This window comes from Hyphobacterium sp. CCMP332 (assembly GCF_014323565.1).
Classification (GTDB): Bacteria; Pseudomonadota; Alphaproteobacteria; order Caulobacterales; family Maricaulaceae; genus Hyphobacterium.
Genome location: NZ_CP058669.1, coordinates 1,556,782 through 1,582,901, shown reverse-complemented (window position 1 = coordinate 1,582,901; position 26,120 = coordinate 1,556,782). Strand labels below are relative to the sequence as shown.

Below are 26,120 nucleotides of genomic sequence, written 5' to 3'. Positions count from 1 at the left end.
ATCAGGTGCCGTTGGAAACGCTGAAGCGATCCAGCTGCTCGCGTGCGGCGGCCCATGACGGTGCCGCATCGCTGGCGGCGCGGAAATCGGCATAGGCTTCGGCAATGCGCCCGAGGCGTTCGTGAGCGACGGCGCGGTTGAAATAGGCCTTTTCGACTTCCGCCAATCCGCCTTCCAGCGCCAGTGTCGCGGCTTCAATCGCTTCCTCGAAACGGGAGAGGCGAATCAGTGCAGCGGACCGATTCATTGCGATTTCGGGAGACTCGAAGCCCAGCTCAACGGCGCGGTCGAGATTGCGCAAGGCTTCCTCGGCTTCACCAAGATGGAGATTGATGACGGCGCGGTTGACCCAGGTGCGCTGACGGTCGCGCAAGGGCAAGTCGTCGGCAGCCAGTGCGTTATCGCAGGCATTCAGTGAGGAATAATGGGCGCGGGCCCAGCGGGCATGATCGTAACACCGGGCGGCCGGCGTTTCGCCGATCACGACAAGCGACTGCGCACTTGCGACGCCTGCCCAAAAGCAGGCAATCAGAACTCCTGCGATCAGTCTTGTCATGGCTACCAGCCCTCCTGCAGCGGACGGTCAACTGTTCGAGGTTTCAAAATAGCAGATTGTACGGGCATGGAAAACACTGAATCTGGCAGATGTTTTTCGTCGACAATCCGGGCAGAGCCACGTATGCGACAAAAAAGCGCTGATAGCGGCCTGACAGGCTCGACGTAGCGCTCTATATTCCGCCGCAATCCACGAGAGGGCTACTTGTGGGCAAGCAATTATCTGGGGAAGCCATGCGATTTCTAAGCGCGTTACTCGCCATCTGGACCGGCCTTGCAGCGACTGCCGCAGCGCAGGTCGGGGCACCGATACCTGATGCCATCGGCATTCGCGACGCCGTCACTCCGGTGATGGAATCAGTCGTCGAGTTCCATACTCTGGTCATGTACATCATCACCGCGATCGTCATTCTGGTGATGATCCTGCTGTTATATGTGATGATCCGCTATAACCGCAGGGCGAACCCGACCCCGTCCAAGAACAGCCACAACACGCTGATCGAGATTATCTGGACGGCCGTTCCGGTGTTGATCCTGGTTGTAATTGCGATCCCGTCCTTCCGGCTCCTCTATCTTCAGGATGTGGTTCCCGAATCCGATCTGACGATCAAGGCGACCGGGTATCAGTGGTATTGGGGTTATGAATATGCCGATCTCGGGATCGGCGAGTTCTATGCCAACATGGTCGCGGACGAGGATATCGACGCCGAAGCGGGTCAGCTTCGCCTGCTGTCGACCGATTATCCGCTGGTCGTGCCGGTCGATGCCACGGTGCGTCTCAACGTCACCGCCGCCGATGTGATTCACTCATGGGCGATGCCGAATTTCGGCATCAAGATCGACGCCATTCCGGGCCGCCTGAACGAGACCTGGTTCCGTGCCGAACAGACCGGCGTGTATTACGGGCAATGCTCGGAAATCTGTGGCCTGCGCCATGCCTACATGCCCATCGAAATCCATGTCGTTCCGCAAGACGTGTTTGATGCCTGGGCGGTCGCGGCCGCCGAAGACGTCGACGCGGGCCGGACGATGATTGCCGAATATCAAGCCGGTGTCCGTGAGACCCGGGTGGCCTCGCGCTGAGGAGAAGAGATATGTCAGACACAATCGCTCAACACGACGACCACGACCACTCGCCCAGCATCTGGGATCCGCGCCGCTGGCTGTTCTCGACGAACCACAAGGACATCGGCACGATGTATCTGGTGTTCGCCATTGTCGCCGGCATTATCGGCTTCGCCATGTCGGGGGTTATCCGCTGGGAGCTGTATGAGCCGGGTATCCAGGTCTTTGACGGCAACTCGCTCATCGGGGCGCTGGCGGCCAATGAGCACTCCTACAATGTGTTCATTACCGGCCACGGCCTGATCATGGTCTTCTTCGTGGTCATGCCGGCCATGATTGGCGGTTTTGGTAACTGGTTTGTTCCGATCCAGATCGGCGCGCCGGACATGGCCTTCCCGCGGATGAACAATATCTCGTTCTGGCTGCTGCCGTTTGCTTTCGCTCTTTTGCTGCTCTCGATCTTTGTGCCGGGCTCAGGTGCCGGTAACGGATTTGGCGGCGGCTGGGTAATCTATCCGCCGCTCTCCACCAGTGGCCACCCCGGACCCTCGATGGATCTGGCGATCCTGTCGTTGCACCTTGCCGGTGCGTCATCCATCCTCGGTGCGATCAACTTCATCACGACCATTTTCAACATGCGCGCACCGGGCATGACCATTCACAAGATGCCGCTCTTTGTGTGGTCGATGCTGATCACCGCCTTCCTGCTGCTTCTGTCCCTGCCGGTATTGGCGGGTGCCATCACCATGTTGCTGACGGACCGGAATTTCGGCACGACTTTCTTTGATCCGGCCGGCGGCGGTGATCCGGTGATGTTCCAGCACCTGTTCTGGTTCTTCGGACACCCGGAAGTCTACATCATGATCCTGCCGGGCTTCGGTATGATCAGCCACATCGTATCGACCTTCTCGCGCAAGCCGGTCTTCGGTTATCTCGGCATGGCCTATGCGATGGTCTCGATCGGTTTCATCGGCTTCATCGTGTGGGCACACCACATGTACACCGTCGGCATGGACGTGGACCTGAAAGCCTATTTCGTGGCGGCCACCATGATTATCGCGGTGCCGACCGGCATCAAGATATTCTCGTGGATTGCGACGATGTGGGGCGGCTCGATCGAGTTCAAGACTCCCATGGTCTGGGCCATTGGCTTCATCTTCCTGTTCACCGTGGGTGGTGTGACAGGTGTGATGCTGGCCAATGCGGGTATCGATGCCTTCCTGCACGACACCTATTACGTCGTGGCGCACTTCCACTATGTGCTGTCGCTGGGTGCGATCTTTGCCATTTTCGCCGGTTTCTACTACTGGATCGAGAAAATGAGTGGCTATAAATACTCCGAATTCCTCGGACAGCTGCACTTCTGGATCACCTTCATTGGCGTGAATCTGATCTTCTTCCCGCAGCACTTCCTGGGCCTTCAGGGTATGCAACGCCGCGTCCCGGATTATGCGGATGGCTATGCGCTGTGGAACCAGGTTTCGTCGATCGGCTATGTCGTGACGATGGTCGGTACTGTGGTGTTCTTCGTCATGCTGGCCGACATCTTCCTGCGCCGCCGCAAAGGTGCGGCGAATCCGTGGGGCGAGGGTGCCACGACACTGGAGTGGACGTTGTCCTCTCCGCCGCCTTTCCACCAGTTCAACGAACTGCCGGTGGTAAAGTCGGACAAACACTAGAAATGGTTACGGGGCGGAGGCAAACCTCCGCCCCGGCCGCAATTGAATGACACAATGGAAATGCGAAGCGATATCGCCATGACGGGGCATGTCTCGTCCAGACCCGCAGAGTGGCGGGATTACGTCTCGCTGATGAAGCCGCGGGTGATGACGCTTGTCGTGTTCACGGCTTTTGCCGGCTATGTGGCGGCGCCGGTCTCGATCCATCCGCTTATGGCGGCGATTGCCATCTTTGCTCTGGCCCTCGGTGCCGGGGCGGCGGGTGCGCTGAACATGGCGTATGACGCCGATATCGACCAGAAAATGCGCCGCACACGGTTGCGCCCGGTGCCGCTGGGCAAGGTCCGTCAGGAAGATGCCTATGGCTTCGGCCTCGTTGCGTCCGCACTGGCGATTGTCCTGATGTCGCTGGCGGCCAATGTCTTCGCCGCCGCCATGCTGGCTTTCTCGATCTTTTTCTACGCCGTCATCTACACCATGATCCTGAAGCGCCGGACGCCGCAGAATATCGTCATTGGCGGTGCGGCCGGGGCATTCCCGCCCATGATTGGCTGGGTGATCGCCACGGGCGGCGTGTCGATGGATGCGGTCATCCTGTTTGCCATCATCTTCCTGTGGACGCCGCCGCACAGCTGGGCACTGGCGCTCTACAAGTCCGGCGATTATTCCGACGCGGGCGTGCCGATGATGCCGGTGGCCAAGGGGCCGAAACGCACGCGTCTGGAAATCCTGATCTATTCGCTGATCCTGACACCCTTCGCCCTGGCCCCGGTGCTGACCGGCCTGGGGGGATTGCTTTATGGTCTGGCGGCGCTTCTGGGCGGAGCGGTCTTCCTGATTCTGGCCTGGCGCATCTTTGATTCGCGCGCCGGTGAAGCCGGATCGGCAGAGGATGGTGCGCTCTATGCCGTGCGCGTTGGCGACAAGGCGGCGCGGGATCTGTTCGCCTATTCGATCGGATACCTGGCAACACTGTTCGCCGCATTGATCGCCGAGCATGCGATGGGCGCCTATTTCGCGACGCCGCTCGGAGGTCTTCTATGACCGAAGACAACGCGCCTCCGGACACACATGCTCCCGGCGAAACGCCGGCAGTCGATGCTGCGCAACACCAGCGTGATTTCATCAAGGCGCGTGGCCGCCGCAATGTGATGATCGCCCTGTCGCTGGTGGCGTTCATGGTGCTGATCTTTTCGATTACGGCGATCCGGTTGACGCAGAATGTGAGCGCCCGTCAGGACGCTATGGCCGCGGAAGAGGAGGCTGTGACAGGTGATGAAGCAACTTCTGAAGAATAAGAATACGCGCCTGATGGTGACGCTGTCCGGCGTGGCGATTGCCATGGTCGGCGCGGCCTATGCGGCGGTTCCGCTCTACAATCTGTTCTGTCAGGTGACGGGCTATGGCGGCACGACGCAGGTGGCCACCGCCGAGGCGGGTTCCATTCTCGACCGCACGGTTGAGGTCCGGTTTGATGCCAGCCAGTCGCGCGATTTGCCCTGGACCTTTGAACCGATGCAGTCGTCGATGACGGTGCGGGTGGGAGAAACCTCTCTGGCCTTCTATCGCGCGACCAATAATTCGGACCGCCCGGTGACCGGGATGGCGTCTTATAATGTGACCCCGTTCAAGGCCGCGCCGTATTTTTCCAAGCTGGAATGTTTCTGCTTTACCGAGCAGACCCTGCAGCCCGGCGAAAGTATTGAAATGCCCGTATTATTCTTCGTCGATCCGTTGATGGATGAAGAAAGCCGCATGGATGATGTGCACACTATCACATTGTCCTACACCTTTTTCGAACAGGATGCCGACGGCGCAGGCGCGACAGGTCGCCGCGAAGCGGCACCATAGCATTGATCCTTTCCCCGGCGGCCTGTATCAGGTTTTGAAATTCGTCCGGGGACGACTCGCAGGAGACAGGACATGGCCGGTCACGCCGTCAAACACGATTATCATCTCGTCAATCCGAGCCCATGGCCGGTTGTAGCGTCGCTGTTTGCATTCATCATGATGCTGGGCGCTGTGGTCTGGATGAAGGGCCTGGCCGAAGACAGTTTTGTCTTTGGCGAAGGGCAGCCCTGGCTGTTCGCTATCGGCCTGCTGGGCATTTTCTATGTGATGTTCGGCTGGTGGGGTGATGTGATCAGGGAATCCCGCGCCGGCGACCACACGCCGGTTGTCGATATCGGCCTGCGCTACGGCATGATCCTCTTCATCCTGTCGGAAGTCATGTTCTTCGTGGCCTGGTTCTGGATGTTCTTCGAAGGCGCGCTTTTCCACGATCTGCGGGCGGGCGGAAGTTGGGATGCGATTGCCATTGGTGCCGATTTCTCCGGCTGGGAAAGCTGGCCGCCGCCGGGAGTTGAAACCTTTGATCCGTGGCATCTGCCGCTGATAAACACACTGATCCTGCTACTGTCCGGTACGACCGTGACCTGGGCGCACCACGCGCTGCAGCATGGCGACCGCAAGGGGGCCATCCAGGGCCTGATCCTGACCGTGATTCTGGGTGTCAGCTTCTCCTTTGTTCAGGCCTATGAGTACAGCCACGCGCACTTTGCCTTTGACGGCAATCTCTATGGCGCGACCTTCTTCATGGCGACGGGCTTCCACGGCGCGCACGTTATCATCGGGACGATCTTCCTGGCGGTTTGCCTGATCCGTCTGTTGATGGGCGGCATGTCTCCGCAGAAGCATTTCGGCCTGGAAGCTGCCGCCTGGTACTGGCACTTCGTGGATGTGGTCTGGCTCTTCCTGTTTGCCTTCGTCTACGTCGCTTTCCAGTAAGGCATGGCTGAAACCTCTCCCTTCCTCGCGGGCGCCAAAGGCCGCTGCCCGCGATGTGGGGAGGGGGCCATGTTTGCCGGCTTTCTGACCATTGCCCCGTCCTGCGAGGTCTGTGATCTCGATTACAGTTTTGCGGATGCAGGCGACGGTCCGGCCTTCTTCGTCATGTCGATTGTCGGCTTTCCGGTGGTGTTTCTGGCACTTCTGATGGAAGTCGCGATGCAGCCGCCATTGTGGGTGCATATGGTGCTGTGGCTGCCGGTCACCGTCTTGCTTTGCCTGCTTTTGCTGCGGCCGTGCAAGGGCATTCTGTTTGCGCTGCAATTCAAGCACGCCGCTGAAGAAGCCCGCTTCAATAACGAGCACTGACGCGAGGCGCTGATGTTTCGCCCGCTCCCTCTCCTGACCCTTCTTTCCATTCCGGCCCTGGCCTTGTTGATCTGGCTGGGAGCATGGCAATTCGGCCGTATGGCAGAGAAGGCCGACGCCATTTCTGGCTGGGAAAGCCGCGAGGTCGGCGACCCGGCCGACTGGCAAGCGGCGCTTTGCGATATTCGCAGCAGTTTTACAGGCCGGGCCGTTTTCCCGCCCGATGGTGTCGAAGGCGGTGAAGTCCGTTTTCACGGACGCTCGACCTCCGGAGAGCTGGGATGGCGGCTGATGTCGCCCGTGCCGGTGCCGGCCTGTTTTGATCCGGCTGCCGGACAGTATTTTCTGGTCCAGACGGGCTTTGAAACCTTTACCGGCAATGTGCTTCCCGCTCCGGATGTGCTGATGTTTGCGCGTCCGCCCGAGCCGGGCGCCTTTGATGCCGCCAACAATGTCGAGACGGGAGAGTTCTTCCGCTATGAAGCCGAGGCACTCTCGTCTGCGTTGGGCGGGCGGCCCGTCGCCACGGATTTCTGGATGATCGCGGCGGGAGATGAGATGCCGCCGCAACTGGCGAATGTGCCGCCCGGTCAGCATCTGGGCTATGCGCTGACATGGTGGGGGCTCGCGATCGGGCTGATCGCGGTCTACCTTCTGATGCATGTGCAGGCCGGGCGGTTGCGTTTCACCCGGCGTTAGCGGGTTTGGTGTATAGAGTTCATCGACAAGCATGAGGCTGGCGAATGGCGTTGTGGCGCGATGATTCCCCGACAATCGAACTGGAAACCCGCGATCTCGTGCTTCGGGCCCCGCGTGCAGAAGATTATGAGGCCTGGGCCAAGCTGCGCGCTGCCAGCCGCCGCCGCACCGAGCCGTGGGAGCCGTCCTGGACAGAAGACGAGCTGACGCGGACAGCCTATCGCGGCCGGATGCGGCGCTATGACCTGGACTGGAAAGAGGGGCGGGGTGCGCCCTTCTTCGTGATCCGCAAGCGCGGCAATCTTCTGGTCGGGGCGTGTAATCTCAACAACATCAGACGCGGCGTGATGCAGTCAGCGGATATCGGCTACTGGATCGGTACGCCCTATATCCGGCAAGGATATGCGCGGCAGGCGATAAGGCGGGTACTGGCCTTTGCCTTCAACGAACTGAAACTGAACCGCATCGAGGCGGCGGTGCAGCCGGACAATACAATCTCGCGCAAATTGCTGGAAGAGATCGGTTTCCAGCATGAGGGGCTGGCGCGCCGCTTCCTCTACATTGCCGGTGAATGGCGCGATCATGACAAGTTGGCGCTTCTGGCGATGGACCCCATCCGTGGATGAGGCCCTGTTCAGCCGCGCGGCGAGGGCCTCCGGGGCGGTAGCCTTTGCCATCGACCTTGAAACCGCCCGTTTTTCCGGGCGTGTGGGCGAGCTGGGCCTCCTGAAGCCGGACTACAAGCTGGATGACATCATCAACATGCTGGCGCCCGGCGACCGTGAGGATTTCACGGCGGCTCTGGTGGCCGGCGATATCGACCTGCGGGTCCGGCTGGTCGGTGAAGAAGGCGCCGTGCGCTATCTGCGCTTCATCGGCTCGCGGATCGAGAACGGATCCGTGTCAGGACTGGTTCTGCCGGCCGGACGTTTCTCGGTCGATGCGCGCGACCAGCTGGATCGGGAGACGCGGATTTCCGATGCGGTGGAGGGCGGGGAAATCCTCGCCCACTACCAGCCGATCATTGCGCTGGAAACCGGCGCGCTGGCCGGCTTTGAAGCGTTGGCACGGTGGGATCGCCCGGGTGTCGGCATTATCGGTCCCGATGATTTTCTGTCCCTGGCCGATGATATGGATCTGTTGGGGGCAATCGGCGATCAGGTGCGGGAGATGGCCGCGCGCGATCTGTCTGCCTGGCGGCAGACGGCGGCGAGCGCGCCGCTTTTCATGGCCGCCAATGCCAGCGTTGGCGAGCTGCTGGCGGACGGATTTGCCGAACGCCTGATCGCGGCGATCTCCGGGGCCGGACTTCGCGCCGGGACCTACAAGCTGGAAATCGCCGAGACCGAAATCATGCGGGAGCCGGACCGGGCGGCGGCGGTGCTCACGCAATTGAAAGCGGCGGGCATCCAGATTGCGCTGGATGATTTTGGTACCGGCTATTCCTCTCTTTCGCGGCTTGATCAGTTCAGCTTCGATACGGTCAAGATCGACCGCTATTTCGTGCGCGCCATGTCGACCTCGGCGAGTGCCACGAAAGTGGTGGAGTCCGTCCTGCAACTGGCCAAGCATTACGGCATGACGGTTGTCGCCGAAGGCATTGAGTCGGCGGACACGGCCGAACAACTGGCGGCGATGGGCTGTGACTTTGGTCAGGGCTTTCGCTATGCGGGCGCGGTGGCACCGGAACTGGCCGCGGAAATCGTCCGGGCAGGACTGCCGGGCCGAATCAGATCGCCAATGGGCGGAGCTCAGGCGTGACCGGAAACCGCTGACAGATGCGCCGGATTGACCCCGATCTGATGCAGGGCGCGCTCCCATTTATCGTCAAAATGATCATCAAAGATCAGCGCTTCTTCGGGATCGGCGACCAGCCAGACGCTCGCCTGTAACTCGTCTTCCAGCTGACCTGGTCCCCATCCGGCGTAGCCGAGGGCCAGAACGGCTTTCTGGGGCGGGTGATCGGAGGCCATGGCATCCAGCACATCCCGCGTCGCCGTCAGGCAGATATTGCCGGAAACCCGCAGTGTGGCGTTCTCGTGGGCGAAGTCCGGCGTGTGCAGGACGAAGCCGCGATCCCCATCGACCGGCCCGCCCTTCAGGACGGCCTGGTCCGGCAGGCGGATGTCGCTCTCAATCCCCAATTGCTCGAACAGGGTCGGCAGGCGCAAATCCTCGACCGGGTTGTTGATGGCAATGCCCATCGCATGCTCATCATCATGATCGCAGATATAGATCAGCGCCCGATCAAATCGCGGGTCGCCAATCGCAGGGCTTGCGATCAACAGTTTGCCGGTTAGATATCCGTCTGCAGCCATAACGCCATGCTTGCCGCAAAACAGGGATACGTAAAGGCAAATTCCCGCTATTCTTAGGGAAAGCATTCGTTCAAATTCAACCAAAGCAGGAAATGCGAGGAGCAGTACGCAATGACAATTTCACAAGGTGACCGCCTTCCGGACGTCAAATTCGGCGTGATGACCGCAGACGGTCCGTCGCAGAAAAGCACATCCGACGTTTTCGCCGGCAAGACCGTCGCGCTCTTCGCCGTGCCGGGGGCCTATACGCCGACCTGTTCGGCCAAGCACCTGCCGGGCTTCGTTGAAAAAGCCGGCGATTTGCGCGCCAAGGGCATCGATACCATTGCCTGTGTTTCGGTCAACGACGTGTTCGTGATGAATGCGTGGGGCAAGGATCAGGGCGTCGGCGATGATGTCGTCATGCTGGCCGACGGCAATGGCGATTTCGCCAAAGCAACCGGCCTGACGATGGATGGTAGCGGCTTTGGCATGGGCACACGCTCACAGCGCTTTTCCATGCTGGTGAAAGACGGCGTGGTCGAGATTCTGAACACCGAGGAGCCCGGCGACTTCCGGACCTCCAGTGCCGAACACATGCTCGGCCAGCTCTGATAACCAAAAAAGGAAGTTTTTCATGGGCGAGTTGATCTTTATCGGCGTTATCGTCGTTCTGGCACTTCTGGTCATTTCCATGACGATCAAGTCCGTGCCCCAGGGCATGGAATATACGGTCGAGCGTTTCGGGCGTTACACACGCAAGCTGAGCCCCGGTCTTCATTTCATTGTGCCCTTTGTCGATTCCGTTCGGTACAAAATCAACATGCGGGAACGTGTGCTCGACGTGCCCAAGCAGGAAGTCATCACCAAGGATAACGCCATGGTGTCTGTGGACGCCGTAGTGTTCATCCAGGTGATGGAGCCGGCCCGCGCCGCCTATGAGGTCGATAATCTCGATTTCTCCATCCTCAATCTGGCGATGACGAATGTCCGGTCGGTTGTCGGTTCGATGGATCTGGACGAGACCCTGTCCAACCGCGATGACATCAATGCGCGGCTTCTGTCTGTCATTGATGCGGCGACCAATCCCTGGGGTGTGAAGGTCACGCGCATAGAGATTCGCGATCTGTCGCCACCGCCGGACATTACCGAGGCGATGGCCCGGCAGATGAAGGCGGAACGCCTGAAGCGCGCGGAAATCCTGGAAGCGGAAGGCGAGAAGCAGTCTGAAATCCTGCGTGCCGAAGGCCAGAAGCAATCCCAGATACTGGAGGCAGAGGGCCGCAAGGAGGCCGCATTCCGGGATGCGGAAGCGCGCGAACGGGCGGCAGAGGCGGAAGCGCGAGCGACCGAAATGGTGTCAAAAGCCATCGCGGAAGGCGACCTCAACGCGATCAATTATTTCCTCGGCCAGAAATACGTTGAAGCCTTTGCCAAGCTGGCCGAGAGCGATCAGCAGAAAACCGTGATCATTCCGGCCGAGTTTTCCAATATCGTCTCAACCGTCATGGGCGTGGGTGAATTGACCAAAGCGGCGCGTGATGCGGCGAAAGGGGCCGCCGAGGGCGCCATCAAACAGTCCCGCGGCAGCGTTCCGTCAACGGATTAGGGAGACAGGGTCGTGGATATCATTATCGCGGGGCTGGAAGGCCTGAATCTGTGGTGGTGGCTGGGCCTGGCGGCGGTGTTGCTGATCGCCGAATTGCTCACCGGCACCACTTATATCCTCTGGCCGGCCGCGGCCGCCTTTGTCACGGCTCTGATCTCCAGCTTCACCGGCTGGCCGGTCGAGCTCGCCGTCTTCGCGATACTGGGCGTGGGCTTTCTCATCGCCGGCGACCGCTGGCTGAAACCGCGTCTGAAAAGCGGTGCGGACAGCGGCCTCAACAGCCGCGCCACCTACCTCGTGGGAGAGAGCGTGACGGTCGTGGGCGGTTTCTCGGAAGGGCGCGGCCGGGTGCGTCATGGCGATACCGAATGGTCGGCCAAGACCGAGGACGGATCCGATCTTGCCGAGGGCGCCAAAGCCATCGTGGCAGCGCTGGACGGCACACGACTGGTGCTGAAGGCCGTCTGATGACCTGATTGCGGTTTCGCGCCATGCGCTTTCCATTCCGCGCACCCATCCGCGCGCCGTTGCCTGAATCCCCAGGCGACGGTACCGGCGTTACCGGCGGGGTTCCTGTCGCTGAAAGTTCGCAATAATTTTCAATCTCAGCTCCGTTTACTATAGCGTGAGCGATTTTCGTAAATTAGCTTCGATTGGCATCCGGCATTCACGCTGGTCTGCAAGCGTTTGCTACCAAACCCTCGCGTTCAGGTCTTGTTGGTCCCCGCGTTTCAACGCCCGCCATCCAAAGGAAGCTCATGTTCAGAATTATTGGTCTTGCCCTCGCGGGTATCGTGGCTGCAGCATCTGCGGATGCACAGACATATCGCGCAGACGCCGTTCAATTCTCGATGCTGCCATCGTCCCGTTCGGTCGCCGTTGGCGAGACGGCGACAGTGTTTGGCACCGCCCTGAGTTCTGTTCCGCAAACAGATTGCGAGCTTGTTCTGGGAGAGGGCGCGCCGGGCGCATCGCTGAGCTGGCAGCTTCTGGATGCGAGCAATCAGCCGACGGGTGCCGCCGCGAATGCGCATTTCCCGCTGACAGGGGCGAGTAGCGTTAACCCCGGTGGTGTGCCGCAGAACTTGCTCGTCGCGATTTCTTCGCCCGTGCCGCTCAATAATGCCGATGTCGATATCTTCACGCGATGCGCAAATACCGCGCAAAATGCCTCTTTCGATTTTTACCGAAATCCGCTTTTTCCTGGCGTCAATACGCTGCTGCTCAACGTATCGGCAGCTCCGACGCCGGATATTCTCGTCATTGGCCAGACGCTTTCGGGCGACGGTTATGTTAATTTGCCGACCGCAGGCGCACGTCGTCCCGCGGCAATTGCAGCGGTGAATATAGGCGCAGCCGGCACCGTGACAGTGTCTGCCAATACCGGCGATACGCCTTTGCCTGTCACCCTCAATTTGTGTGAAACCGACAGCAACGGCGTCTGCATCGGCAATCGCGCAGAGTCGCTTGAGGTCATTTTCGCCAATAATCAGGTGCGGACTTTCAACGTCTATGTACAGTCAAACGGGCAGCAAGGAATTGCGAACCTGCCCGGTCTGGCGCGCGTCTATTTTGAGTTCGGCATTTCTGCGCCAGCCGCTGATGCGGTTGGTGAGGTGTCGATCAATTCGCCCGATGCCCAGCTTGCTACGCGATATAGTGCGACCAGTTTTGCCGTCATCGCAGCGGCGCCTGATACATCAGGAGATGCGATTGTCGGTGTTTATCGCGGCCTGATCTTCGGTGGAGCTGGCGGGCCATTCGGCAGTTTCCCTGCGACCATAATCATTTATGGCGCGAACTCGATGTTTATCTCCGAGCGCGGGGCTGCCGGGTGGCCGTTCCATATCCCAGTCGGCGATTGCTTTTGCGCGAGGGGTCAGCGCGACCCGCACTGCCAGCAATGCGGTCAATCGGCAGTCTGGTAATGTTTTCCCGAGTGCCGGCATCAATGCCCAGATCACCAATCTGTTTGCGAGCCCCTACACATTTACGTATCAGGCGATTTACGATCCGGTTGCCGAACAAACACTGACCGGCAGTCTGACGGCTGAAGGCAATTCGCTGATCGGACAGACCTTCGATGTCTTCTACAATGGCAGCGATATCGGCGATCTGAACACCGGGTCGGAAGTGAATGGGGCAGGGGCGGGGTCCGCGACGGTCACATGGCCCGGGCAATCGGCCGAATGTACCGTCACTGTCGCAAACTCCCGCCTCAATCAGGATCGCACGACCTGGTTGTTTGTGACCGGGAAAGATGATGCCTGTGGCGTTCCGAGTTTTGATCTCATTGGCTTTGTAGATGACACGCGCGGGGCGCGGCGCGCGGAGCTCTTTGCCTATGCTCGCGGTGCAAATGCAGGAACACTCGATACATTCCCCATCGTTCTGGTGGCGCGATAAGTCCGGATCGGGGGCAGAGGTTCAAATCAGGCGTCTGCCCCTGGCCTGTTACCCCATGACCGACTGACACCCCATTCGGGCCAGCTCGTCGGCGCGTTCATTTCCGGGGTCACCATTGTGGCCCTTGACCCAATCCCACCGAATCTCGTGGCGGCTGGCGGCTTCGTCCAGTCGCCGCCAGAGATCCTCATTCTTCACCGGCTTTTTGGCGGCGGTTTTCCAGCCATTTTTCTTCCAGCCATGAAGCCATTTTGTGATGCCGTCGCGGACATAGACGCTGTCGGTCACCAGCCGGACCTTCGCGGCGCGTTTCAGACTCTCCAGTGCCTGGATTGCGGCCATCAGCTCCATGCGGTTATTGGTGGTCTCGGGCTCGCCGCCATAGAGCTCTTTCTCATGACCTTTCCATTCCAACAAAGCCCCCCAGCCTCCCGGGCCGGGATTGCCTGAACAGGCGCCGTCGGTGTGAATTGTAATCAGTCCCATCAGCTGGCCTTGACCGGATATTTCTTCGCGAGATCTGTAATTCCGGCGGTGATCAGTTCGGCGAGTACGTCCAGATCAATATCCCCAAGCTTGTTGAGATAGAGGCAGGATTTACCAAGGGAATGCTTGCCGAGGCGCGCCAGAATGGACCCGTAATCCTGATAGCCAGGCAGAATATAGACTGACAGCTTGGCCTTGCGCGGTGAGAAGCCGGTGGCCATGAAGTCACCCTCACGGCCGCTGTCGTATTTGTAGTGATATTCGCCATAGCCGATGATGGACGGCCCCCACATACGGGGTGTCCAGCCGGTGGTTTTTGCAAACAGGTCCAGCAGGATACGGCCTTCCGTGCGCCGGCGTTCCGGTTCGACCGAGGCGATGAATTCGGCGGGAGACACTTCGGTCGGCTTTGTCTTGTTTTCACTCATAACAGCCGTCCCAGCATGGGGTCCAGGGTCATCACGACCAGTGCAATACTCGCTGACGATGCGATGAATGCGACAAGCCATGCAAGCCATCCCGCCTTGGCTCTGTGCCCGACAATGAGGGCGATAACGCACAACAACGCAATAACAGCCAGATGGACGATGTGGGGGCCGACCCCAAGCTGTAATCCAATCGAGGCTTCGTCATTGGGATTGATAAATACTGATATCAAGTATGCGGTCAGTCGCATGTGAAGGGAAAAGAAAGCGAGGGCGAAGCCCAAAACCGCACTCAGGCGTACCAGAAAAAGACTGAGTACGGCCAAAATCACCGTCACTGCGGGGCCGGCCCCTTTTACCAGCATTGTATGCAGAAGTGGTGGCTGGATTGACGGATCAATCGGCGACGCGCCATTGAGCGACATTTGCATGTCATACCCCAGCCCTTCGCCCATACCCCAATGGCCGAGCTCGTGTAGATAGAATCCGGCGACTGCAACAACAGGCAGCGCTATTGCGAGGGAAATGAGTTGACGGAATGTCATTTGTTTATGCCACCAGGCGCGGAAGTTTGAAGACGACATTCTCGTCGGTGACGCGCAATTCTTCAACCGAGGTCTCGAAGCGCGCGCCAATCGCGGCGATGAGGTCTTCAACCAGCTGTTCAGGTGCCGAGGCCCCCGCCGTGACACCGACGGTTTTGGCCTTGTCCAGCATCGACCAGTCGACGGCAGCGGCATCTTCCACCAGAGCCGCCTGTTTGGCACCGGCGCGCAGCGCAACCTCGACCAGACGCTTGGAGTTGGAGGAGGTTTCCGAGCCGATTACCAGCACGACGTCACACGGTTCGGCCATGGCCTTGACGGCCGCCTGACGATTGGTGGTGGCGTAGCAGATGTCTTCCTTGTGCGGGGCAGCGATCTGCGGAAAGCGCGATTGCAACATGGCGACAATCTCGGCGGTATCATCGACTGACAGCGTTGTCTGGGTGGCAAAGGCGATCCGCGACGGATCTTTCGGTTCGAAGGTTGCGGCGTCCTCGACGGTCTCGATCAGGGTGATTGCGCCGTCCGGCAACTGGCCCAGCGTGCCCACGACTTCTGGGTGACCGGCATGGCCGATCAGCACGATTTCCATACCGGCCGCATGATGGCGCTGGGCCTCGACATGGACTTTCGAGACCAGCGGGCAGGTGGCATCAATATAGATCATGTCCCGGCGCTCGGCTTCCGCCGGCACCGATTTGGGCACGCCATGGGCGGAGAAGACGACGGGCCTGTCCGTCGGCGCCTGATCCAGTTCATCCACGAATACCGCACCGATCCGCTCCAGACGCTCAACGACGTGGCGGTTATGAACGATTTCGTGGCGGACATAGACCGGCGCACCGAACCTGGCGATGGATTGCTCGACAATCTGGATGGCGCGGTCAACGCCCGCGCAAAATCCGCGCGGGGCGGCCAGCAGAACTTTCATCGGACGTTTCTCTTGCGTCATTTCCTGTCCTTCATGTGCGGTCTTGGCGTTGCGGCGGCCGGATAGGCATCGTAAGACCCTGATCTAGTGAAGCGTCCGTCCGGAGTCATCACCCATGCGCTTGTTTGTCCCGCTTATTGCAATCGCCCTTGTCGGCTGTAACACAGTTGATCGTGTCTTTTCCGAAGCGCCTGACAATCCGGGACCGTGTCCTTCTGCGCTGGCATTGTATGATGCTCACCGTGTTGTCGAGCTGACACAACTGCCTGCCACCATAGACTCTGTTGGTTTCACCGGAGAGATCAACGGGGTGCGTTCGCTCTGCCGCTATTTCAATCTCGAGCCGATCAATGCGAATCTGGAGATTGATTTCGGGTTTGGCCGCGGGCCTGCCGCGCAAGGCAGCACTCATACCTATACATATTTCGTAGCGGTTACCCGCCGGGACAGCGTCGTGATTCACCGCGAGGAATTCCCGATCACCGTCCGCTTCGAGCCCGGACAGGACCGGGTTTTCCTGACCGAAACAATTAGCCGGATCTCGATCCCGCGCGCGACCGAAACGACATCGGGTACGAATTTCGAAATCATTGTCGGCTTTGATCTGACACCGGAACAGATTGCCTGGAACCGGGCCGGTCAACGCTTCCGCGTGGACGCAGGCCAGGATCAGGACTGATCTCATGACGTCTATCGTTGATCAGCTGTCCGCCCGTATCGGTGCGGCGTTCGAGGCTATTGGATTGCCGGCTGATCTCGGACGATGCACCGAATCGGACCGGCCTGACCTCGCGCCCTATCAATGTAACGGGGCCATGGCGGCGGCCAGGCTGGCCAAGAAGGCACCGCGCGCGGTCGCAGACGATATTGCGGCGCAGCTTGACGGCGATGCGCTGATTGCCGAGCTGGAAATCGCCGGGCCGGGCTTTCTGAATATCACGCCGGCGACAAGCGTTTACGAGGCGCAGGCCAATGGAATCGTGGCGGATGACCGGGCCGGGGCGGCGTTGGTCGAAGCGGCGCGAACCGTGATGATCGATTTTGGCGGGCCCAATGTGGCCAAGCCGATGCATGTCGGGCATTTGCGCTCCTCTGTGCTGGGCGACAGTCTGCAGCGCCTCTTCCGCTTCCGCGGTGACACGGTGATCTCGGACATTCATCTGGGTGACTGGGGCTATCAGATGGGATTGCTGGTCACCGAGCTGCAATCCGAACAACCGGACCTGCCGTATTTTGATGCGGACTTTGCCGGCGAATATCCGTCCGAGCCGCCAGTGACGATCGAGGATTTGTCCCGGCTGTATCCGCAAGCAGCCGCCGCCGCGAAGGACAACGAGGCCCGTGCGGCGCTGGCGCGCAAGGCGACGGCGGAATTGCAGGCCGGACGCCGGGGATACCGGGCGCTGCTGGCGCACTTCATCGCCGTGTCCATCGCCGCTCTGAAACATGATTTCGATGCGCTGGGCGTGCATTTCGACCTGTGGAAAGGCGAAAGCGACGTCAATGACCTGATCCCCGCTCTGGTCGAGGATTTCAAGGCGCGCGGCGTGGCCGAAAAATCGGACGGTGCCTGGGTGGTGCGTGTCGCCCGCGAGGACGACAAGAAGGAGCTGGCGCCACTGATCCTTGTTTCATCCCAGGGGTCTGCCCTTTATGGCACGACCGATCTCGCCACCATTCAGGACCGGAAGACGCATTATGATCCGGATCTGATCCTCTATGTCGTGGATCTGGGCCAGTCGGATCATTTCGAGCAGGTCTATCGCGCCGCCTACAAGGCCGGCCTCGCGGTGGAAGATTCGCTGGAGCACATCAAGTTCGGCACGGTCAACGGCCCGGATGGAAAGCGCCTGCGCACGCGCGCGGGCGGCACATTCCGGCTCGCCGACCTGATCAGTGAGGCCTATGAGCGCGCGCGCGCCCGTCTGAACGAGGCGGGGCTCGGGGCGGAATTGTCCGCTGACGAGTTCGACCGGGTTGCCCGCATGGTCGCCAATGCCGCAATCAAGTTTGCCGACCTGCAAAACTACCGGACCACGAATTATATTTTCGAGCTGGACCGCTTCATCTCGTTTGAAGGCAAGACCGGCCCTTATCTCCTGTATCAGGCCGTGCGGGTGAAATCGATCATGCGCAAGGCCGAAGCCGAAGGGCTGAAGGCGGGGCCGATCCGGATCACCGATCCGGCCGAGGCGGCCCTGGTGCGCCGTCTGGATGGCTTCGATGCGGCCCTGCAACGCGCCTATGATCTGCGGGCACCGAATCACATTTGCGATCATGTGTATTCGCTGGCGCAGGCGTTTTCGTCCTTCTATGCGGCCTGTCCGATCCTGCCGGAAAAAGACGAAGCCATCCGGTCATCGCGGCTGGCACTGGCGCAAACCACGCTGAAACAGCTGGAAATCGCGCTGTCACTGATAGGCATGGACGCGCCGGAGAAGATGTAAGCAGCAAACCGGCTGTGCGCGATTGACTCTGTATACGCGCGCTCTAAACCTCATTTCTCCCGTCCCCGCGGGAGAGACCGGCGAATAAGGCCGGCGCCGAAGGCGCAACCGCCCCGGAAACGCTCAGGCAAATGGACCGCGGGATGACGAAACGCTGGAAAGCGGGCGCCGGATACGGCGTCCCACCGACGGAGCAAGCCGGAGAGGGATTGTCCTTCTTCCTGCGGAATCTCTCAGGTCATTAAGACAGCGGGGGCCGTCCGGACAGTCCGGACATGCCGGAAACGGGGCCCGAGAATATGACGGATACGCTGCAGACACCGCTCTTTGACCTTCATGTCGCGCTGGGCGCGAAGATCGTCCCGTTTGCGGGCTATGACATGCCGCTTCAGTATGACGGTATCATGGCCGAGCATAATCGCACCCGTGATGCCGCCGGCCTGTTTGATGTCTCGCATATGGGTCAGGCGCATTATACCGGCGATGAAGCGGCGCTTGAAAAGCTGGTCACGGCGGACCTTTCGGCGCTGCAACCGGGCGAACAGAAATATACGCTGCTCCTGAACGAGCAGGGCGGCATTCGCGATGATCTGATGGTGTCGCGCCCGTTCGGGGAAGATGGTCTCTTTCTGGTCGTCAATGCGGCCACCAAGGGCGATGACTTCGCCCACATTGCCAGAAACACCGCCGGAATGGGTGAGCTGCGCGTCATCGAGGATCGCGCCCTGATCGCTCTGCAGGGGCCGCAGGCGGCCGACGCGTTTGGCGCGCTGGTACCCGATGCGGCGAAGCTGATTTTCATGCAGTGCGGCGTCTTCACGCTGGATGGCGTGGAGATCTACGTCTCCCGCTCCGGCTATACCGGCGAGGACGGTTTTGAAATTTCCATTCCGGCAGACCGGGCGGCGGATATTACACAGAGAATTCTCGCCGATGAGCGGGTCAAGCCGATCGGTCTGGGCGCGCGGGATTCGCTGCGTCTTGAAGCCGGACTCTGCCTTTATGGTCATGACATGAATGAAGAGACGACGCCGGTCGAGGCGGTTCTGATGTGGGCGGTTGCCAAGCCGCGCCGCGAGCGGCTGGACTTCCCTGGCGCCCCGCTGGTTATGAAGATGTTCGCCGACAAGCCGGCGCGCAAGCGGGTGGGCTTCACCATGGCCGGCGCTCCGGCGCGCGAAGGGGCCGAGATCGTCAAGGACGGGCAGTCCATTGGTATTGTCACATCCGGCGGTTTCGGGCCGACGGTGGGCGGCCCTGTGGGCATGGCCTATATCGACACGGAACACGCCGTTGCGGACACAGACATCGAGATTCTGCTGCGCGGCAAGGCGCGGCCGGCAAAAGTGGCGAAAATGCCTTTCGTTGCACAACGTTATTATCGGGGCGAATAGCCAACAGGGGAGGACGCGATGAGCGTGAAATACACCAAGGATCATGAATGGGTGAAAGTCGATGGCGACACCGCTACCGTCGGCATCACCGCCTATGCCGCCGAACAACTGGGCGATGTCGTCTTTGTCGAATTGCCGGATGTCGGCAAATCCTTCGACCAGGGTGACGAAATGGCCGTTGTGGAATCGGTGAAGGCCGCATCCGAAGTCTATGCGCCGGTCTCCGGCGAGATTGTCGCGGTCAATAGCGAACTCGAAGGCGAGCCCCAGAAAGTCAATGAAAGTGCCGATGCCGATGGCTGGTTCGTGAAGCTGAAGCTCAGCGACACAAGCGAGCTGGACGGCCTCATGGATGAAGCCGCCTATGCGGCGCATATCTCCTAAATCTCTGACAGGACAAGCGGATGCGATATCTCCCCCTGACGCCGGCTGACCGGCAGGACATGCTGCAACGGATCGGTGTGTCGTCGATCGACCAGCTGTTTACCGATGTACCGGAGGCGGCACGTCTGGACGGGCCGGTCGGCCTTCCGGCGTATCAGACCGAGCTTCAGGTGGAGCGCGCGCTGTCGAAACTGGCGGGCGAGAATACGGCAGCCTCCAGCGTGCCCTTCTTTGTCGGGGCCGGGGCCTACAAGCACCATGTTCCCGCCACGGTGGATCATCTGATCCAGCGCTCGGAATTCCTGACGGCCTATACGCCCTACCAGCCGGAGATCAGCCAGGGCACGTTGCAGACCCTGTTCGAATTCCAGACACAGGTTGCGCTCATGACCGGCATGGATGTCGCCAATGCCTCCATGTATGACGGCTCCACGGCCTGTGCCGAAGCCGTGTTGATGGCGGCCCGCGTCACCAAGCGCAAGAAAGCGGTCCTCGCCGGGTCCCTTCACCCGCATTACGCCGAGACGACGCGCACATCGGCGAAATATCTGGATATCGACATCGCCTCCACCGATCCGGATCCGGGCGGTCTGTCGGGTATTGCCGAGGCGATTGATGACGAGACGGCCTGTGTGGTCATCCAGACCCCGGATGTATTCGGCCGCCTGCATGACCTGACAGATATCTCCGAGAAGGCGCATGCGCACGGGGCGCTGGTCATTGCCGTCTTCACCGAGCCGGTCTCGCTGGGCCTCGTCAAGTCGCCGGGCGAAATGGGCGCGGATATCGCCGTAGGCGAAGGGCAGGGGATCGGCGTCGGTCTCAATTTCGGCGGGCCGTATGTCGGTTTGTTTGCTTGTAAAAACGATCGCAATTTCATTCGCAATCTGCCCGGCCGTCTGGCGGGCGAAACCGTCGATGCCGATGGCCGCCGCGGCTATGTGCTGACGCTTTCCACGCGCGAGCAACATATCCGCCGCGACAAGGCGACCTCGAATATCTGCACCAATTCCGGCCTGTGTGCGCTGGCCTTCACCATTCACATGACGCTGCTGGGCGAAAAAGGCCTGACGACGCTGGCGCAGCTGAACCATGAAACGGCCTGCGATCTCGCGGACCGTCTGGGCGCGATTGAAGGCGTCGATCTCTTGACCGACACCTTCTTCAATGAATTTGCCCTGCGCCTGACCAGGCCGGCCGCGGACGTCGTGGACGCGCTGGTCGACAAGGGCGTTCTGGGTGGTGTGCCGGCCTCGCGCCTCTATCCGGGCGGCGGACTGGACGATGTGCTGATCGTCGCGGCCACCGAAACCAATACGCCAGAGGATCTGGCGGCGTTCGAAACCGCCCTGCGGGAGGTGTTGGCATGAGCATGAACACACAAGGTCGTCCAACCCGCATCGAGCACGATATTGATCCGGGCGGGTATGAAACACTATCCGGTTCGCGCGGTCTGGATCAGGCCGAACCGCTATTGTTTGAACGCGGCTCGCTGGATGTGTCCGGCGTTGACCTGCCAACGCCAAAGGGCGGACCAAACCGTCTGGGCGGAATGAAGCGCGAGGGCCCGATTGGTTTGCCGGGTCTGGCTGAGCCGGAAGCCATGCGCCATTATGTGCGCCTGTCCCGCAAGAATTATGCGATTGATCTGGGCCTCTATCCGCTTGGCTCCTGCACGATGAAGCATAATCCCCGCCTCAACGAGAAGATGGCGCGCTTGCCGGGCTTTGCCGACATTCATCCGCTGCAACCTGAAAAAACGGTGCAGGGCGCCTACAAGCTGATCGAGGAATTGGCGCACTGGCTGATGGTGCTGACCAATACACCGGCAGTCGCCATGAGCCCGAAGGCCGGCGCGCATGGCGAATTGTGCGGCATGATGGCGATCCGCGCGGCGCTGGATGCGCGCGGTGAAACCGGCCGCCGCCGCGTGCTGGTGCCGGAATCGGCCCATGGCACGAATCCGGCGACGGCGGTCCAGTGCGGCTTCTTCACCGACGAGATTCCGGCCGACAAGACCGGCCGGGTCGACATGGAGGCCTTCAAGGCCAAGCTGGGCGATGATGTCGCCGGCATCATGCTGACCAATCCGAATACGTGCGGCCTGTTTGAGCGCGACATCAAGGAGATTGCCGACCTGATCCATGAGGCGGGTGGCTATTTCTATTGTGACGGGGCGAATTTCAACGCCATCGTCGGCCGCGTGCGGCCGGGCGATCTCGGCATTGATGCCATGCACATCAACCTGCACAAGACCTTCTCCACCCCGCATGGCGGTGGCGGTCCCGGTTCAGGCCCGACCGTCTTCTCCGAAGCGCTGGCGCCGTTTGCGCCTTTGCCTTTTGTCGTGAAAACGGCGGACGGAGCCGAGCTGAAAATGGCCGAGAACCTGTCCGATGTGGACGGTTCCGGCGCCCGGCCTTTTGGCCGCCTGACGGCCTTCCATGGCCAGATGGGCATGTTTACCCGCGCCCTGACCTATATGATGAGCCACGGCTCGGATGGCCTGAAACAGGCATCGGAAGATGCGGTGCTGAATGCGAATTACATTCTGGCCCGTCTGAAGGATGTCATGACCCCGGCCTTTGAGGGCACATGTATGCACGAGGCGCTGTTTGATGATCGCTTCCTGAAAGACACCGGTGTCACCACGCTCGATTTTGCTAAAGCCATGATCGATGAGGGCTATCACCCCATGACCATGTATTTCCCGCTGGTCGTACATGGCGCGATGCTGATCGAGCCGACGGAGACGGAATCAAAATCCGGTCTTGACCGGTTCTGCGATGTCCTGCTGGGTCTGGCAGAAGCGGCCAGCGCGGGAGAAGCGGATCGGTTCAAGGCTGCCCCGATCCATGCGCCCATGCGCCGCCTCGATGAAACCCGTGCTGCACGGCAGCCTGTGCTGCGCTGGACGCCAACGGCGGACGATCTGCAAGCCGCTGAATAAATCAGTCCGGAGTCAGTGCTTTGCCTGATTCCGGACTTTTTCACTGTTTATGTGTCGAATGGGTGATATCCGCCGACTTGAAGATCGAATAGGCAGAGTCATCTACCTCGTTGACCCGAGAGTCAGGAACGCAAGCAAGACCATGAACGAGACGCTGAATAATATGAGCAAGACGCCGCTGGGCAGCGTCATTGCCACGGTTCTGCGGATGATCGGCATTGCGCTTGGCCTGGCCCTGATGGTGATTTCCATACCCCTGGCGGTGATTACACCGTTTATACCGATCGGCTTGCCGCTCTTTATTCTTGGCGCCCTCATGCTTGCGGGCAGTTCGGCCACAGGTCACCGGATCATTACCGGTTTTCTGAAGCGTCATCCCGGTATCTGGCAGCGCGTCAAAAGCGTATTCGGTGAAAAAGACGATGGTCCTGATGACGGTCCGTCGAGCCGTCAGACATAAAAAAGCCCCGGCGTGCCGGGGCTCCATTTATTCGAAAAAAGCGCGGATCAGTTCAGCTTGATTTCCAGATCGGCCAGGTCGTCTTTCAGACGCTTGGCATGATCGGCCTTCTTCGTATTTTCGGCGATCAGCTGCGCGGCGGCATCCGTTGCGAGGTCCGCAGCGAGCGCCTTCACCTCGGCGACGGCGTGGGCTTCTGCCTGTGCGATGCGCTGCTCGGCCAGAGCGGTGCGGCGCTCCATACGGGCGGCCAGTTCGACGCGGGCCTCCTCGCGAAGATGCTTGGCGTCGGATTTGGCCTGCTCGATGATGGCTTCGGCCTCGGCTTCGGCTTCGCGTTGCTTGCGCTGGAAGCTGGCCAGCAATTCCTGCGCTTCTTCGCGCATGCGGCGGGCCTCGTCGAGATCGCCGCGAATCTTGTCGGCGCGGTCATCAAGCTGTTTGGTGATAATGCCGGGGACTTTGGCCCAGATGAGGATGCCAAAGAAAATGACAAGGGCCAGCATGGCCCAGAATGAGGTGTCGTTCAGGAGATAGGTCATGCGCGTTTCTCCTACCGGCCTTCGAGGGCGGTGATGACCTTGTCAGCATCCGCTTCGGATACACTCAGTCCACCAATCTGATTGGCCACATCAGCGGCTGTCGAAGATGCGATGGTGCGCACTTCGGCCAGCGCTCTGGTGCGCGCTTCGGACAGGGCCTTTTCAGCCTCGGCCGACTTGGCGGCAATCGCGGCGTCGACCTCGGCGGTCTCGGCAGCGACTTCCTTGTCCATGGCGGCCTTGGCATCCGCGGCCAGGCTGTGGGCGCGAGCCCGGGCGTCAGACAAGGCTTGCTCGTATGCTGAACGTGTTTCCTCGGCCTCGGCAGAGACCTGCTGAGCCGCATCCAGATCGTCGGCAATCCGGTCGCGGCGCTCTTCAATGATGCCGCCAATCCGCGGAAGGACCCACCGGGACATCAGCAAATACAGCGCCCCGAAGGAAATCAGGAGCCAGAAGATCTGTGATGCAAAATAGGTCGGATCAAATGGCGGGAAGACGCCGGAGGCTTCATGCTCTCCGCCGTCGGCTTCCTCAGCCGCGGTGACCGCCAGATTCATCAGCGCAATGAGCGTCATGGGACGACTCTTTCCGTTAGCACAATACCGTCAGCCGCGGGCTGGCAAGCCCGCGGCCCAATACGTTGTCTGTCGTTCTAGACGACGAAGAGAAGCAGAAGCGCGATCAGCAGCGAGAAGATGCCGAGGGCTTCCGTCACGGCGAAGCCGAAGATCAGCGTGCCGAATTGTTGTTGAGCAGCGGCGGGGTTGCGCATGGCACCTTGCAGGAAGGAACCAAAGATGTTGCCCACGCCCATGGCGGCGCCCAGCATGCCGAGGCAAGCGAGGCCAGCGCCGATGTATTTTCCGAGATCGATAAGACCCTGTTCCATTTTGGAGCTCCTTGTAAGCGGTCCGGTTAAATAGTCCGGCTTTACCCGTCAGTGTGCCGGGTGAAGCGCGTCGTTGAGATAAATGCAAGTCAGAATGGCGAACACGTAGGCCTGAAGGAAGGCCACGAGGAATTCCAGCGCCGTCAGTCCGATCACCATGGCAAACGGCAAGACACCGACAATACCCCAGGCAGCGCCTGCACTTGCCAGCATGATGATGAAGCCTGCGAACACTTTCAGGAGAATGTGACCGGCAAGCATGTTTGCGAAGAGACGCACGGACAACGAAATCGGACGCGAGAGGAAGGAAATGACCTCGATCGGCGTCACGATAAGATAGAGAACAGGCGGCACGCCTGCAGGAACAAAGAGCTTCAGGAATTTGAAGCCATTCTTGTAAATGCCAAAGCCGACGACGATGGTCATGACCATCATGGACAGGGTCAGCGTGACAATGATGTGGCTGGTAATGGTGAAGCTGTGATTGTCGACACCGGGGATCGGCAGCGGCAGATACGGGAACATGCCGAACATGTTGCCGGCCAGAATGAAGATGAAGAGCGTGAAGACGAAGGGGAAGAAGCGCAGCCCTTCATTGCCGGCCGAGGATCGCACCATGTCGGCCACGAAGCCGTAGAGGATTTCCGCAACCGATTGGCCGCGGCCCGGCACCAGGGCGCGCTTGTTGGTGGCCAGAACCATCAGCAGCGTCACCGAGACGGTGGCCAGCAACATGAAGAATGCAGAGTTCGTGAACGCCAGATTGAGGCCCGCGATTTCCAGCGGAGCGACTTCATGAATCTCGAACTGCTTGATCGGGTTCGTGTCTACCACGGCCGGCCCCTTAATTTTCGCGCGATGCGCGTTCGCTCAGTTCTTTTGCGGCTCGAACGACGTTAACCGTCCCAGCACCAAATCCCAAAAAAGTCCCGATCAACAATCCGAACGGAAGGGTATTAAAGAGGATGTCAATCAGATAGCCGATTAACGCCCCTACCAATACTCCAACCATGAACTCCGTTCCGTACCTCAATCCTGTCGCCCAACCCTGCTGCGGGCGGTCATATTTGTGATCTTCCACTCTCCGGGCTTCGAGCTTGGCGGACAGCCTTTTCTCGAAATCGGCGAGGTGATCTTCAGGATTGCTCCGGTCTGGTTCGTCGCGTCTGGACATCATGATCTTGCTGCCCTCCGGACC

32 protein-coding genes and 1 riboswitch are annotated in these 26,120 nt (G+C 60.0%); of the genes, 21 read left to right on the top strand and 11 right to left on the bottom strand.

Translation table 11 applies throughout. The features are described 5' to 3' along the window. Window position 1: 1 nt before the first annotated feature. Window positions 2-556 carry a hypothetical protein gene (locus HXX25_RS08110; protein ID WP_187165433.1) on the bottom strand — a complete coding sequence of 185 codons (555 nt, stop codon included), beginning with the start codon at window positions 554-556 and terminating at the stop codon, window positions 2-4. 233 nt (window positions 557-789) lie between these two features. On the opposite strand from HXX25_RS08110, the gene coxB reads away from it, so the two are divergent. The 10 genes from coxB to HXX25_RS08060 all read left to right on the top strand — a co-directional run bounded on the left by coxB (window position 790) and on the right by HXX25_RS08060 (window position 8,915). After that, window positions 790-1,638, top strand: a complete 849-nt coding sequence (gene coxB, locus HXX25_RS08105; protein ID WP_187165432.1) for a cytochrome c oxidase subunit II — start codon at window positions 790-792, stop codon at window positions 1,636-1,638. An 11-nt stretch (window positions 1,639-1,649) separates the two neighbouring features. Continuing rightward, window positions 1,650-3,299, top strand: a complete 1,650-nt coding sequence (gene ctaD / locus HXX25_RS08100) for a cytochrome c oxidase subunit I (protein WP_187165431.1) — start codon at window positions 1,650-1,652, stop codon at window positions 3,297-3,299. Window positions 3,300-3,359: 60 nt separating this feature from the next. After that, window positions 3,360-4,343 (top strand): heme o synthase, encoded by a 984-nt coding sequence (locus tag HXX25_RS08095; protein WP_187167791.1) that lies wholly within the window; start codon window positions 3,360-3,362, stop codon window positions 4,341-4,343. After that, window positions 4,340-4,597, top strand: a complete 258-nt coding sequence (locus tag HXX25_RS08090) for a hypothetical protein (RefSeq protein ID WP_187167862.1) — start codon at window positions 4,340-4,342, stop codon at window positions 4,595-4,597. The genes HXX25_RS08095 and HXX25_RS08090 overlap by 4 nt, the downstream gene beginning before the upstream one ends. Then, a complete protein-coding gene (locus HXX25_RS08085) occupies window positions 4,575-5,150 on the top strand; it encodes a cytochrome c oxidase assembly protein (protein ID WP_187165430.1) in 576 nt (191 codons plus the stop codon). The genes HXX25_RS08090 and HXX25_RS08085 overlap by 23 nt, the downstream gene beginning before the upstream one ends. 72 nt (window positions 5,151-5,222) lie before the next feature. Next, window positions 5,223-6,086, top strand: a complete 864-nt coding sequence (locus HXX25_RS08080; protein ID WP_187165429.1) for a cytochrome c oxidase subunit 3 — start codon at window positions 5,223-5,225, stop codon at window positions 6,084-6,086. A 69-nt stretch (window positions 6,087-6,155) separates the two neighbouring features. Continuing rightward, complete coding sequence (locus HXX25_RS08075) at window positions 6,156-6,455, top strand: DUF983 domain-containing protein (RefSeq protein WP_233346602.1); 300 nt, start codon at window positions 6,156-6,158, stop codon at window positions 6,453-6,455. A 12-nt stretch (window positions 6,456-6,467) separates the two neighbouring features. Then, the gene (locus HXX25_RS08070) at window positions 6,468-7,154 is read left to right on the top strand and encodes an SURF1 family protein (RefSeq protein WP_187165427.1); all 687 of its coding nucleotides are present in this window, start codon (window positions 6,468-6,470) and stop codon (window positions 7,152-7,154) included. A 44-nt stretch (window positions 7,155-7,198) separates the two neighbouring features. After that, complete coding sequence (locus HXX25_RS08065) at window positions 7,199-7,780, top strand: GNAT family N-acetyltransferase (RefSeq protein WP_187165426.1); 582 nt, start codon at window positions 7,199-7,201, stop codon at window positions 7,778-7,780. Further along, window positions 7,737-8,915, top strand: a complete 1,179-nt coding sequence (locus HXX25_RS08060; RefSeq protein WP_187165425.1) for an EAL domain-containing protein — start codon at window positions 7,737-7,739, stop codon at window positions 8,913-8,915. The genes HXX25_RS08065 and HXX25_RS08060 overlap by 44 nt, the downstream gene beginning before the upstream one ends. On the opposite strand, the gene HXX25_RS08055 is transcribed toward HXX25_RS08060, so the two are convergent. Beyond that, window positions 8,906-9,472 (bottom strand): YqgE/AlgH family protein, encoded by a 567-nt coding sequence (locus HXX25_RS08055; protein WP_187165424.1) that lies wholly within the window; start codon window positions 9,470-9,472, stop codon window positions 8,906-8,908. The two genes, HXX25_RS08060 and HXX25_RS08055, sit on opposite strands and share 10 nt — an antisense overlap. A 111-nt stretch (window positions 9,473-9,583) precedes the next feature. On the opposite strand from HXX25_RS08055, the gene HXX25_RS08050 reads away from it, so the two are divergent. The 4 genes from HXX25_RS08050 (at window position 9,584) to HXX25_RS08035 (ending at window position 12,988) form a co-directional block, all read left to right on the top strand. After that, window positions 9,584-10,066, top strand: coding sequence for a peroxiredoxin (locus HXX25_RS08050; RefSeq protein ID WP_187165423.1), 483 nt, complete (start codon window positions 9,584-9,586; stop codon window positions 10,064-10,066). A gap of 22 nt (window positions 10,067-10,088) precedes the next feature. Beyond that, a complete protein-coding gene (locus HXX25_RS08045) occupies window positions 10,089-11,060 on the top strand; it encodes an SPFH domain-containing protein (protein WP_187165422.1) in 972 nt (323 codons plus the stop codon). Window positions 11,061-11,072: 12 nt separating this feature from the next. Beyond that, window positions 11,073-11,528 (top strand): NfeD family protein, encoded by a 456-nt coding sequence (locus HXX25_RS08040; protein ID WP_187165421.1) that lies wholly within the window; start codon window positions 11,073-11,075, stop codon window positions 11,526-11,528. 290 nt (window positions 11,529-11,818) lie between these two features. Continuing rightward, window positions 11,819-12,988 carry a hypothetical protein gene (locus tag HXX25_RS08035; protein ID WP_187165420.1) on the top strand — a complete coding sequence of 390 codons (1,170 nt, stop codon included), beginning with the start codon at window positions 11,819-11,821 and terminating at the stop codon, window positions 12,986-12,988. 526 nt (window positions 12,989-13,514) lie between these two features. Here HXX25_RS08035 and rnhA read toward each other — a convergent pair. The 4 genes from rnhA to ispH are packed head-to-tail and all read right to left on the bottom strand — an operon-like array spanning window position 13,515 to window position 15,874. Continuing rightward, window positions 13,515-13,952 carry a ribonuclease HI gene (gene rnhA / locus HXX25_RS08030; RefSeq protein WP_187165419.1) on the bottom strand — a complete coding sequence of 146 codons (438 nt, stop codon included), beginning with the start codon at window positions 13,950-13,952 and terminating at the stop codon, window positions 13,515-13,517. Next, window positions 13,952-14,380, bottom strand: a complete 429-nt coding sequence (locus tag HXX25_RS08025) for a DUF1801 domain-containing protein (protein ID WP_187165418.1) — start codon at window positions 14,378-14,380, stop codon at window positions 13,952-13,954. The genes rnhA and HXX25_RS08025 overlap by 1 nt, the downstream gene beginning before the upstream one ends. Continuing rightward, window positions 14,377-14,922, bottom strand: coding sequence for a hypothetical protein (locus HXX25_RS08020; RefSeq protein ID WP_187165417.1), 546 nt, complete (start codon window positions 14,920-14,922; stop codon window positions 14,377-14,379). Before HXX25_RS08020 ends, HXX25_RS08025 begins: the two co-directional genes overlap by 4 nt. A gap of 4 nt (window positions 14,923-14,926) precedes the next feature. Next, the gene (gene ispH / locus HXX25_RS08015) at window positions 14,927-15,874 is read right to left on the bottom strand and encodes a 4-hydroxy-3-methylbut-2-enyl diphosphate reductase (RefSeq protein ID WP_187165416.1); all 948 of its coding nucleotides are present in this window, start codon (window positions 15,872-15,874) and stop codon (window positions 14,927-14,929) included. A 94-nt stretch (window positions 15,875-15,968) separates the two neighbouring features. Here ispH and HXX25_RS08010 point away from each other — a divergent pair, with 94 nt between their 5' ends. The 7 genes from HXX25_RS08010 to HXX25_RS07980 all read left to right on the top strand — a co-directional run bounded on the left by HXX25_RS08010 (window position 15,969) and on the right by HXX25_RS07980 (window position 23,488). Beyond that, on the top strand, window positions 15,969-16,532 hold the full coding sequence (locus tag HXX25_RS08010; protein WP_187165415.1) for a hypothetical protein: 564 nt from the start codon (window positions 15,969-15,971) through the stop codon (window positions 16,530-16,532). Window positions 16,533-16,536: 4 nt separating this feature from the next. Then, on the top strand, window positions 16,537-18,300 hold the full coding sequence (gene argS, locus HXX25_RS08005) for an arginine--tRNA ligase (RefSeq protein WP_187165414.1): 1,764 nt from the start codon (window positions 16,537-16,539) through the stop codon (window positions 18,298-18,300). Between the two features lie 58 nt (window positions 18,301-18,358). Next, window positions 18,359-18,449: riboswitch (glycine riboswitch) on the top strand. A 150-nt stretch (window positions 18,450-18,599) separates the two neighbouring features. Further along, the gene (gene gcvT, locus HXX25_RS08000; protein WP_187165413.1) at window positions 18,600-19,694 is read left to right on the top strand and encodes a glycine cleavage system aminomethyltransferase GcvT; all 1,095 of its coding nucleotides are present in this window, start codon (window positions 18,600-18,602) and stop codon (window positions 19,692-19,694) included. Window positions 19,695-19,712: 18 nt separating this feature from the next. Continuing rightward, complete coding sequence (gene gcvH / locus HXX25_RS07995; protein WP_187165412.1) at window positions 19,713-20,078, top strand: glycine cleavage system protein GcvH; 366 nt, start codon at window positions 19,713-19,715, stop codon at window positions 20,076-20,078. 20 nt (window positions 20,079-20,098) lie between these two features. Continuing rightward, complete coding sequence (gene gcvPA / locus HXX25_RS07990) at window positions 20,099-21,448, top strand: aminomethyl-transferring glycine dehydrogenase subunit GcvPA (protein WP_187165411.1); 1,350 nt, start codon at window positions 20,099-20,101, stop codon at window positions 21,446-21,448. After that, entirely contained in the window at window positions 21,445-23,028 is a 1,584-nt protein-coding gene (gene gcvPB / locus HXX25_RS07985) for an aminomethyl-transferring glycine dehydrogenase subunit GcvPB (RefSeq protein ID WP_187165410.1), read from the top strand. The genes gcvPA and gcvPB overlap by 4 nt, the downstream gene beginning before the upstream one ends. Window positions 23,029-23,170: 142 nt before the next feature. Then, window positions 23,171-23,488 (top strand): hypothetical protein, encoded by a 318-nt coding sequence (locus HXX25_RS07980; protein ID WP_187165409.1) that lies wholly within the window; start codon window positions 23,171-23,173, stop codon window positions 23,486-23,488. 47 nt (window positions 23,489-23,535) lie between these two features. Here the strand turns inward: HXX25_RS07980 and HXX25_RS07975 are convergent, their stop codons facing one another. From HXX25_RS07975 to HXX25_RS07955, 5 genes are all read right to left on the bottom strand, one after another. Beyond that, on the bottom strand, window positions 23,536-24,030 hold the full coding sequence (locus HXX25_RS07975) for a F0F1 ATP synthase subunit B (RefSeq protein ID WP_187165408.1): 495 nt from the start codon (window positions 24,028-24,030) through the stop codon (window positions 23,536-23,538). 11 nt (window positions 24,031-24,041) lie between these two features. Then, entirely contained in the window at window positions 24,042-24,608 is a 567-nt protein-coding gene (locus tag HXX25_RS07970; RefSeq protein ID WP_233346601.1) for a F0F1 ATP synthase subunit B', read from the bottom strand. Window positions 24,609-24,685: 77 nt separating this feature from the next. Continuing rightward, window positions 24,686-24,922 carry a F0F1 ATP synthase subunit C gene (locus tag HXX25_RS07965; RefSeq protein ID WP_109260931.1) on the bottom strand — a complete coding sequence of 79 codons (237 nt, stop codon included), beginning with the start codon at window positions 24,920-24,922 and terminating at the stop codon, window positions 24,686-24,688. A 48-nt stretch (window positions 24,923-24,970) separates the two neighbouring features. After that, the gene (locus HXX25_RS07960) at window positions 24,971-25,756 is read right to left on the bottom strand and encodes a F0F1 ATP synthase subunit A (protein WP_187165407.1); all 786 of its coding nucleotides are present in this window, start codon (window positions 25,754-25,756) and stop codon (window positions 24,971-24,973) included. Window positions 25,757-25,766: 10 nt separating this feature from the next. Beyond that, entirely contained in the window at window positions 25,767-26,099 is a 333-nt protein-coding gene (locus HXX25_RS07955; RefSeq protein ID WP_233346600.1) for an AtpZ/AtpI family protein, read from the bottom strand. Window positions 26,100-26,120 lie beyond the last annotated feature (21 nt).

Excerpts from the sequence above, each read along its gene's own strand:
- HXX25_RS08110 (WP_187165433.1), bottom strand. The coding sequence starts at position 556 with ATGACAAGACTGATCGCAGGAGTTCTGATTGCCTGCTTTTGGGCAGGC.
- coxB (WP_187165432.1), top strand. The coding sequence starts at position 790 with ATGCGATTTCTAAGCGCGTTACTCGCCATCTGGACCGGCCTTGCAGCG.
- ctaD (WP_187165431.1), top strand. The coding sequence starts at position 1,650 with ATGTCAGACACAATCGCTCAACACGACGACCACGACCACTCGCCCAGC.
- HXX25_RS08095 (WP_187167791.1), top strand. The coding sequence starts at position 3,360 with ATGCGAAGCGATATCGCCATGACGGGGCATGTCTCGTCCAGACCCGCA.
- HXX25_RS08090 (WP_187167862.1), top strand. The coding sequence starts at position 4,340 with ATGACCGAAGACAACGCGCCTCCGGACACACATGCTCCCGGCGAAACG.
- HXX25_RS08085 (WP_187165430.1), top strand. The coding sequence starts at position 4,575 with ATGAAGCAACTTCTGAAGAATAAGAATACGCGCCTGATGGTGACGCTG.
- HXX25_RS08080 (WP_187165429.1), top strand. The coding sequence starts at position 5,223 with ATGGCCGGTCACGCCGTCAAACACGATTATCATCTCGTCAATCCGAGC.
- HXX25_RS08075 (WP_233346602.1), top strand. The coding sequence starts at position 6,156 with ATGTTTGCCGGCTTTCTGACCATTGCCCCGTCCTGCGAGGTCTGTGAT.
- HXX25_RS08070 (WP_187165427.1), top strand. The coding sequence starts at position 6,468 with ATGTTTCGCCCGCTCCCTCTCCTGACCCTTCTTTCCATTCCGGCCCTG.
- HXX25_RS08065 (WP_187165426.1), top strand. The coding sequence starts at position 7,199 with ATGGCGTTGTGGCGCGATGATTCCCCGACAATCGAACTGGAAACCCGC.
- HXX25_RS08060 (WP_187165425.1), top strand. The coding sequence starts at position 7,737 with ATGACAAGTTGGCGCTTCTGGCGATGGACCCCATCCGTGGATGAGGCC.
- HXX25_RS08055 (WP_187165424.1), bottom strand. The coding sequence starts at position 9,472 with ATGGCTGCAGACGGATATCTAACCGGCAAACTGTTGATCGCAAGCCCT.
- HXX25_RS08050 (WP_187165423.1), top strand. The coding sequence starts at position 9,584 with ATGACAATTTCACAAGGTGACCGCCTTCCGGACGTCAAATTCGGCGTG.
- HXX25_RS08045 (WP_187165422.1), top strand. The coding sequence starts at position 10,089 with ATGGGCGAGTTGATCTTTATCGGCGTTATCGTCGTTCTGGCACTTCTG.
- HXX25_RS08035 (WP_187165420.1), top strand. The coding sequence starts at position 11,819 with ATGTTCAGAATTATTGGTCTTGCCCTCGCGGGTATCGTGGCTGCAGCA.
- rnhA (WP_187165419.1), bottom strand. The coding sequence starts at position 13,952 with ATGGGACTGATTACAATTCACACCGACGGCGCCTGTTCAGGCAATCCC.
- HXX25_RS08025 (WP_187165418.1), bottom strand. The coding sequence starts at position 14,380 with ATGAGTGAAAACAAGACAAAGCCGACCGAAGTGTCTCCCGCCGAATTC.
- HXX25_RS08020 (WP_187165417.1), bottom strand. The coding sequence starts at position 14,922 with ATGACATTCCGTCAACTCATTTCCCTCGCAATAGCGCTGCCTGTTGTT.
- ispH (WP_187165416.1), bottom strand. The coding sequence starts at position 15,874 with ATGACGCAAGAGAAACGTCCGATGAAAGTTCTGCTGGCCGCCCCGCGC.
- HXX25_RS08010 (WP_187165415.1), top strand. The coding sequence starts at position 15,969 with ATGCGCTTGTTTGTCCCGCTTATTGCAATCGCCCTTGTCGGCTGTAAC.
- argS (WP_187165414.1), top strand. The coding sequence starts at position 16,537 with ATGACGTCTATCGTTGATCAGCTGTCCGCCCGTATCGGTGCGGCGTTC.
- gcvT (WP_187165413.1), top strand. The coding sequence starts at position 18,600 with ATGACGGATACGCTGCAGACACCGCTCTTTGACCTTCATGTCGCGCTG.
- gcvH (WP_187165412.1), top strand. The coding sequence starts at position 19,713 with ATGAGCGTGAAATACACCAAGGATCATGAATGGGTGAAAGTCGATGGC.
- gcvPA (WP_187165411.1), top strand. The coding sequence starts at position 20,099 with ATGCGATATCTCCCCCTGACGCCGGCTGACCGGCAGGACATGCTGCAA.
- gcvPB (WP_187165410.1), top strand. The coding sequence starts at position 21,445 with ATGAGCATGAACACACAAGGTCGTCCAACCCGCATCGAGCACGATATT.
- HXX25_RS07980 (WP_187165409.1), top strand. The coding sequence starts at position 23,171 with ATGAACGAGACGCTGAATAATATGAGCAAGACGCCGCTGGGCAGCGTC.
- HXX25_RS07975 (WP_187165408.1), bottom strand. The coding sequence starts at position 24,030 with ATGACCTATCTCCTGAACGACACCTCATTCTGGGCCATGCTGGCCCTT.
- HXX25_RS07970 (WP_233346601.1), bottom strand. The coding sequence starts at position 24,608 with ATGACGCTCATTGCGCTGATGAATCTGGCGGTCACCGCGGCTGAGGAA.
- HXX25_RS07965 (WP_109260931.1), bottom strand. The coding sequence starts at position 24,922 with ATGGAACAGGGTCTTATCGATCTCGGAAAATACATCGGCGCTGGCCTC.
- HXX25_RS07955 (WP_233346600.1), bottom strand. The coding sequence starts at position 26,099 with ATGATGTCCAGACGCGACGAACCAGACCGGAGCAATCCTGAAGATCAC.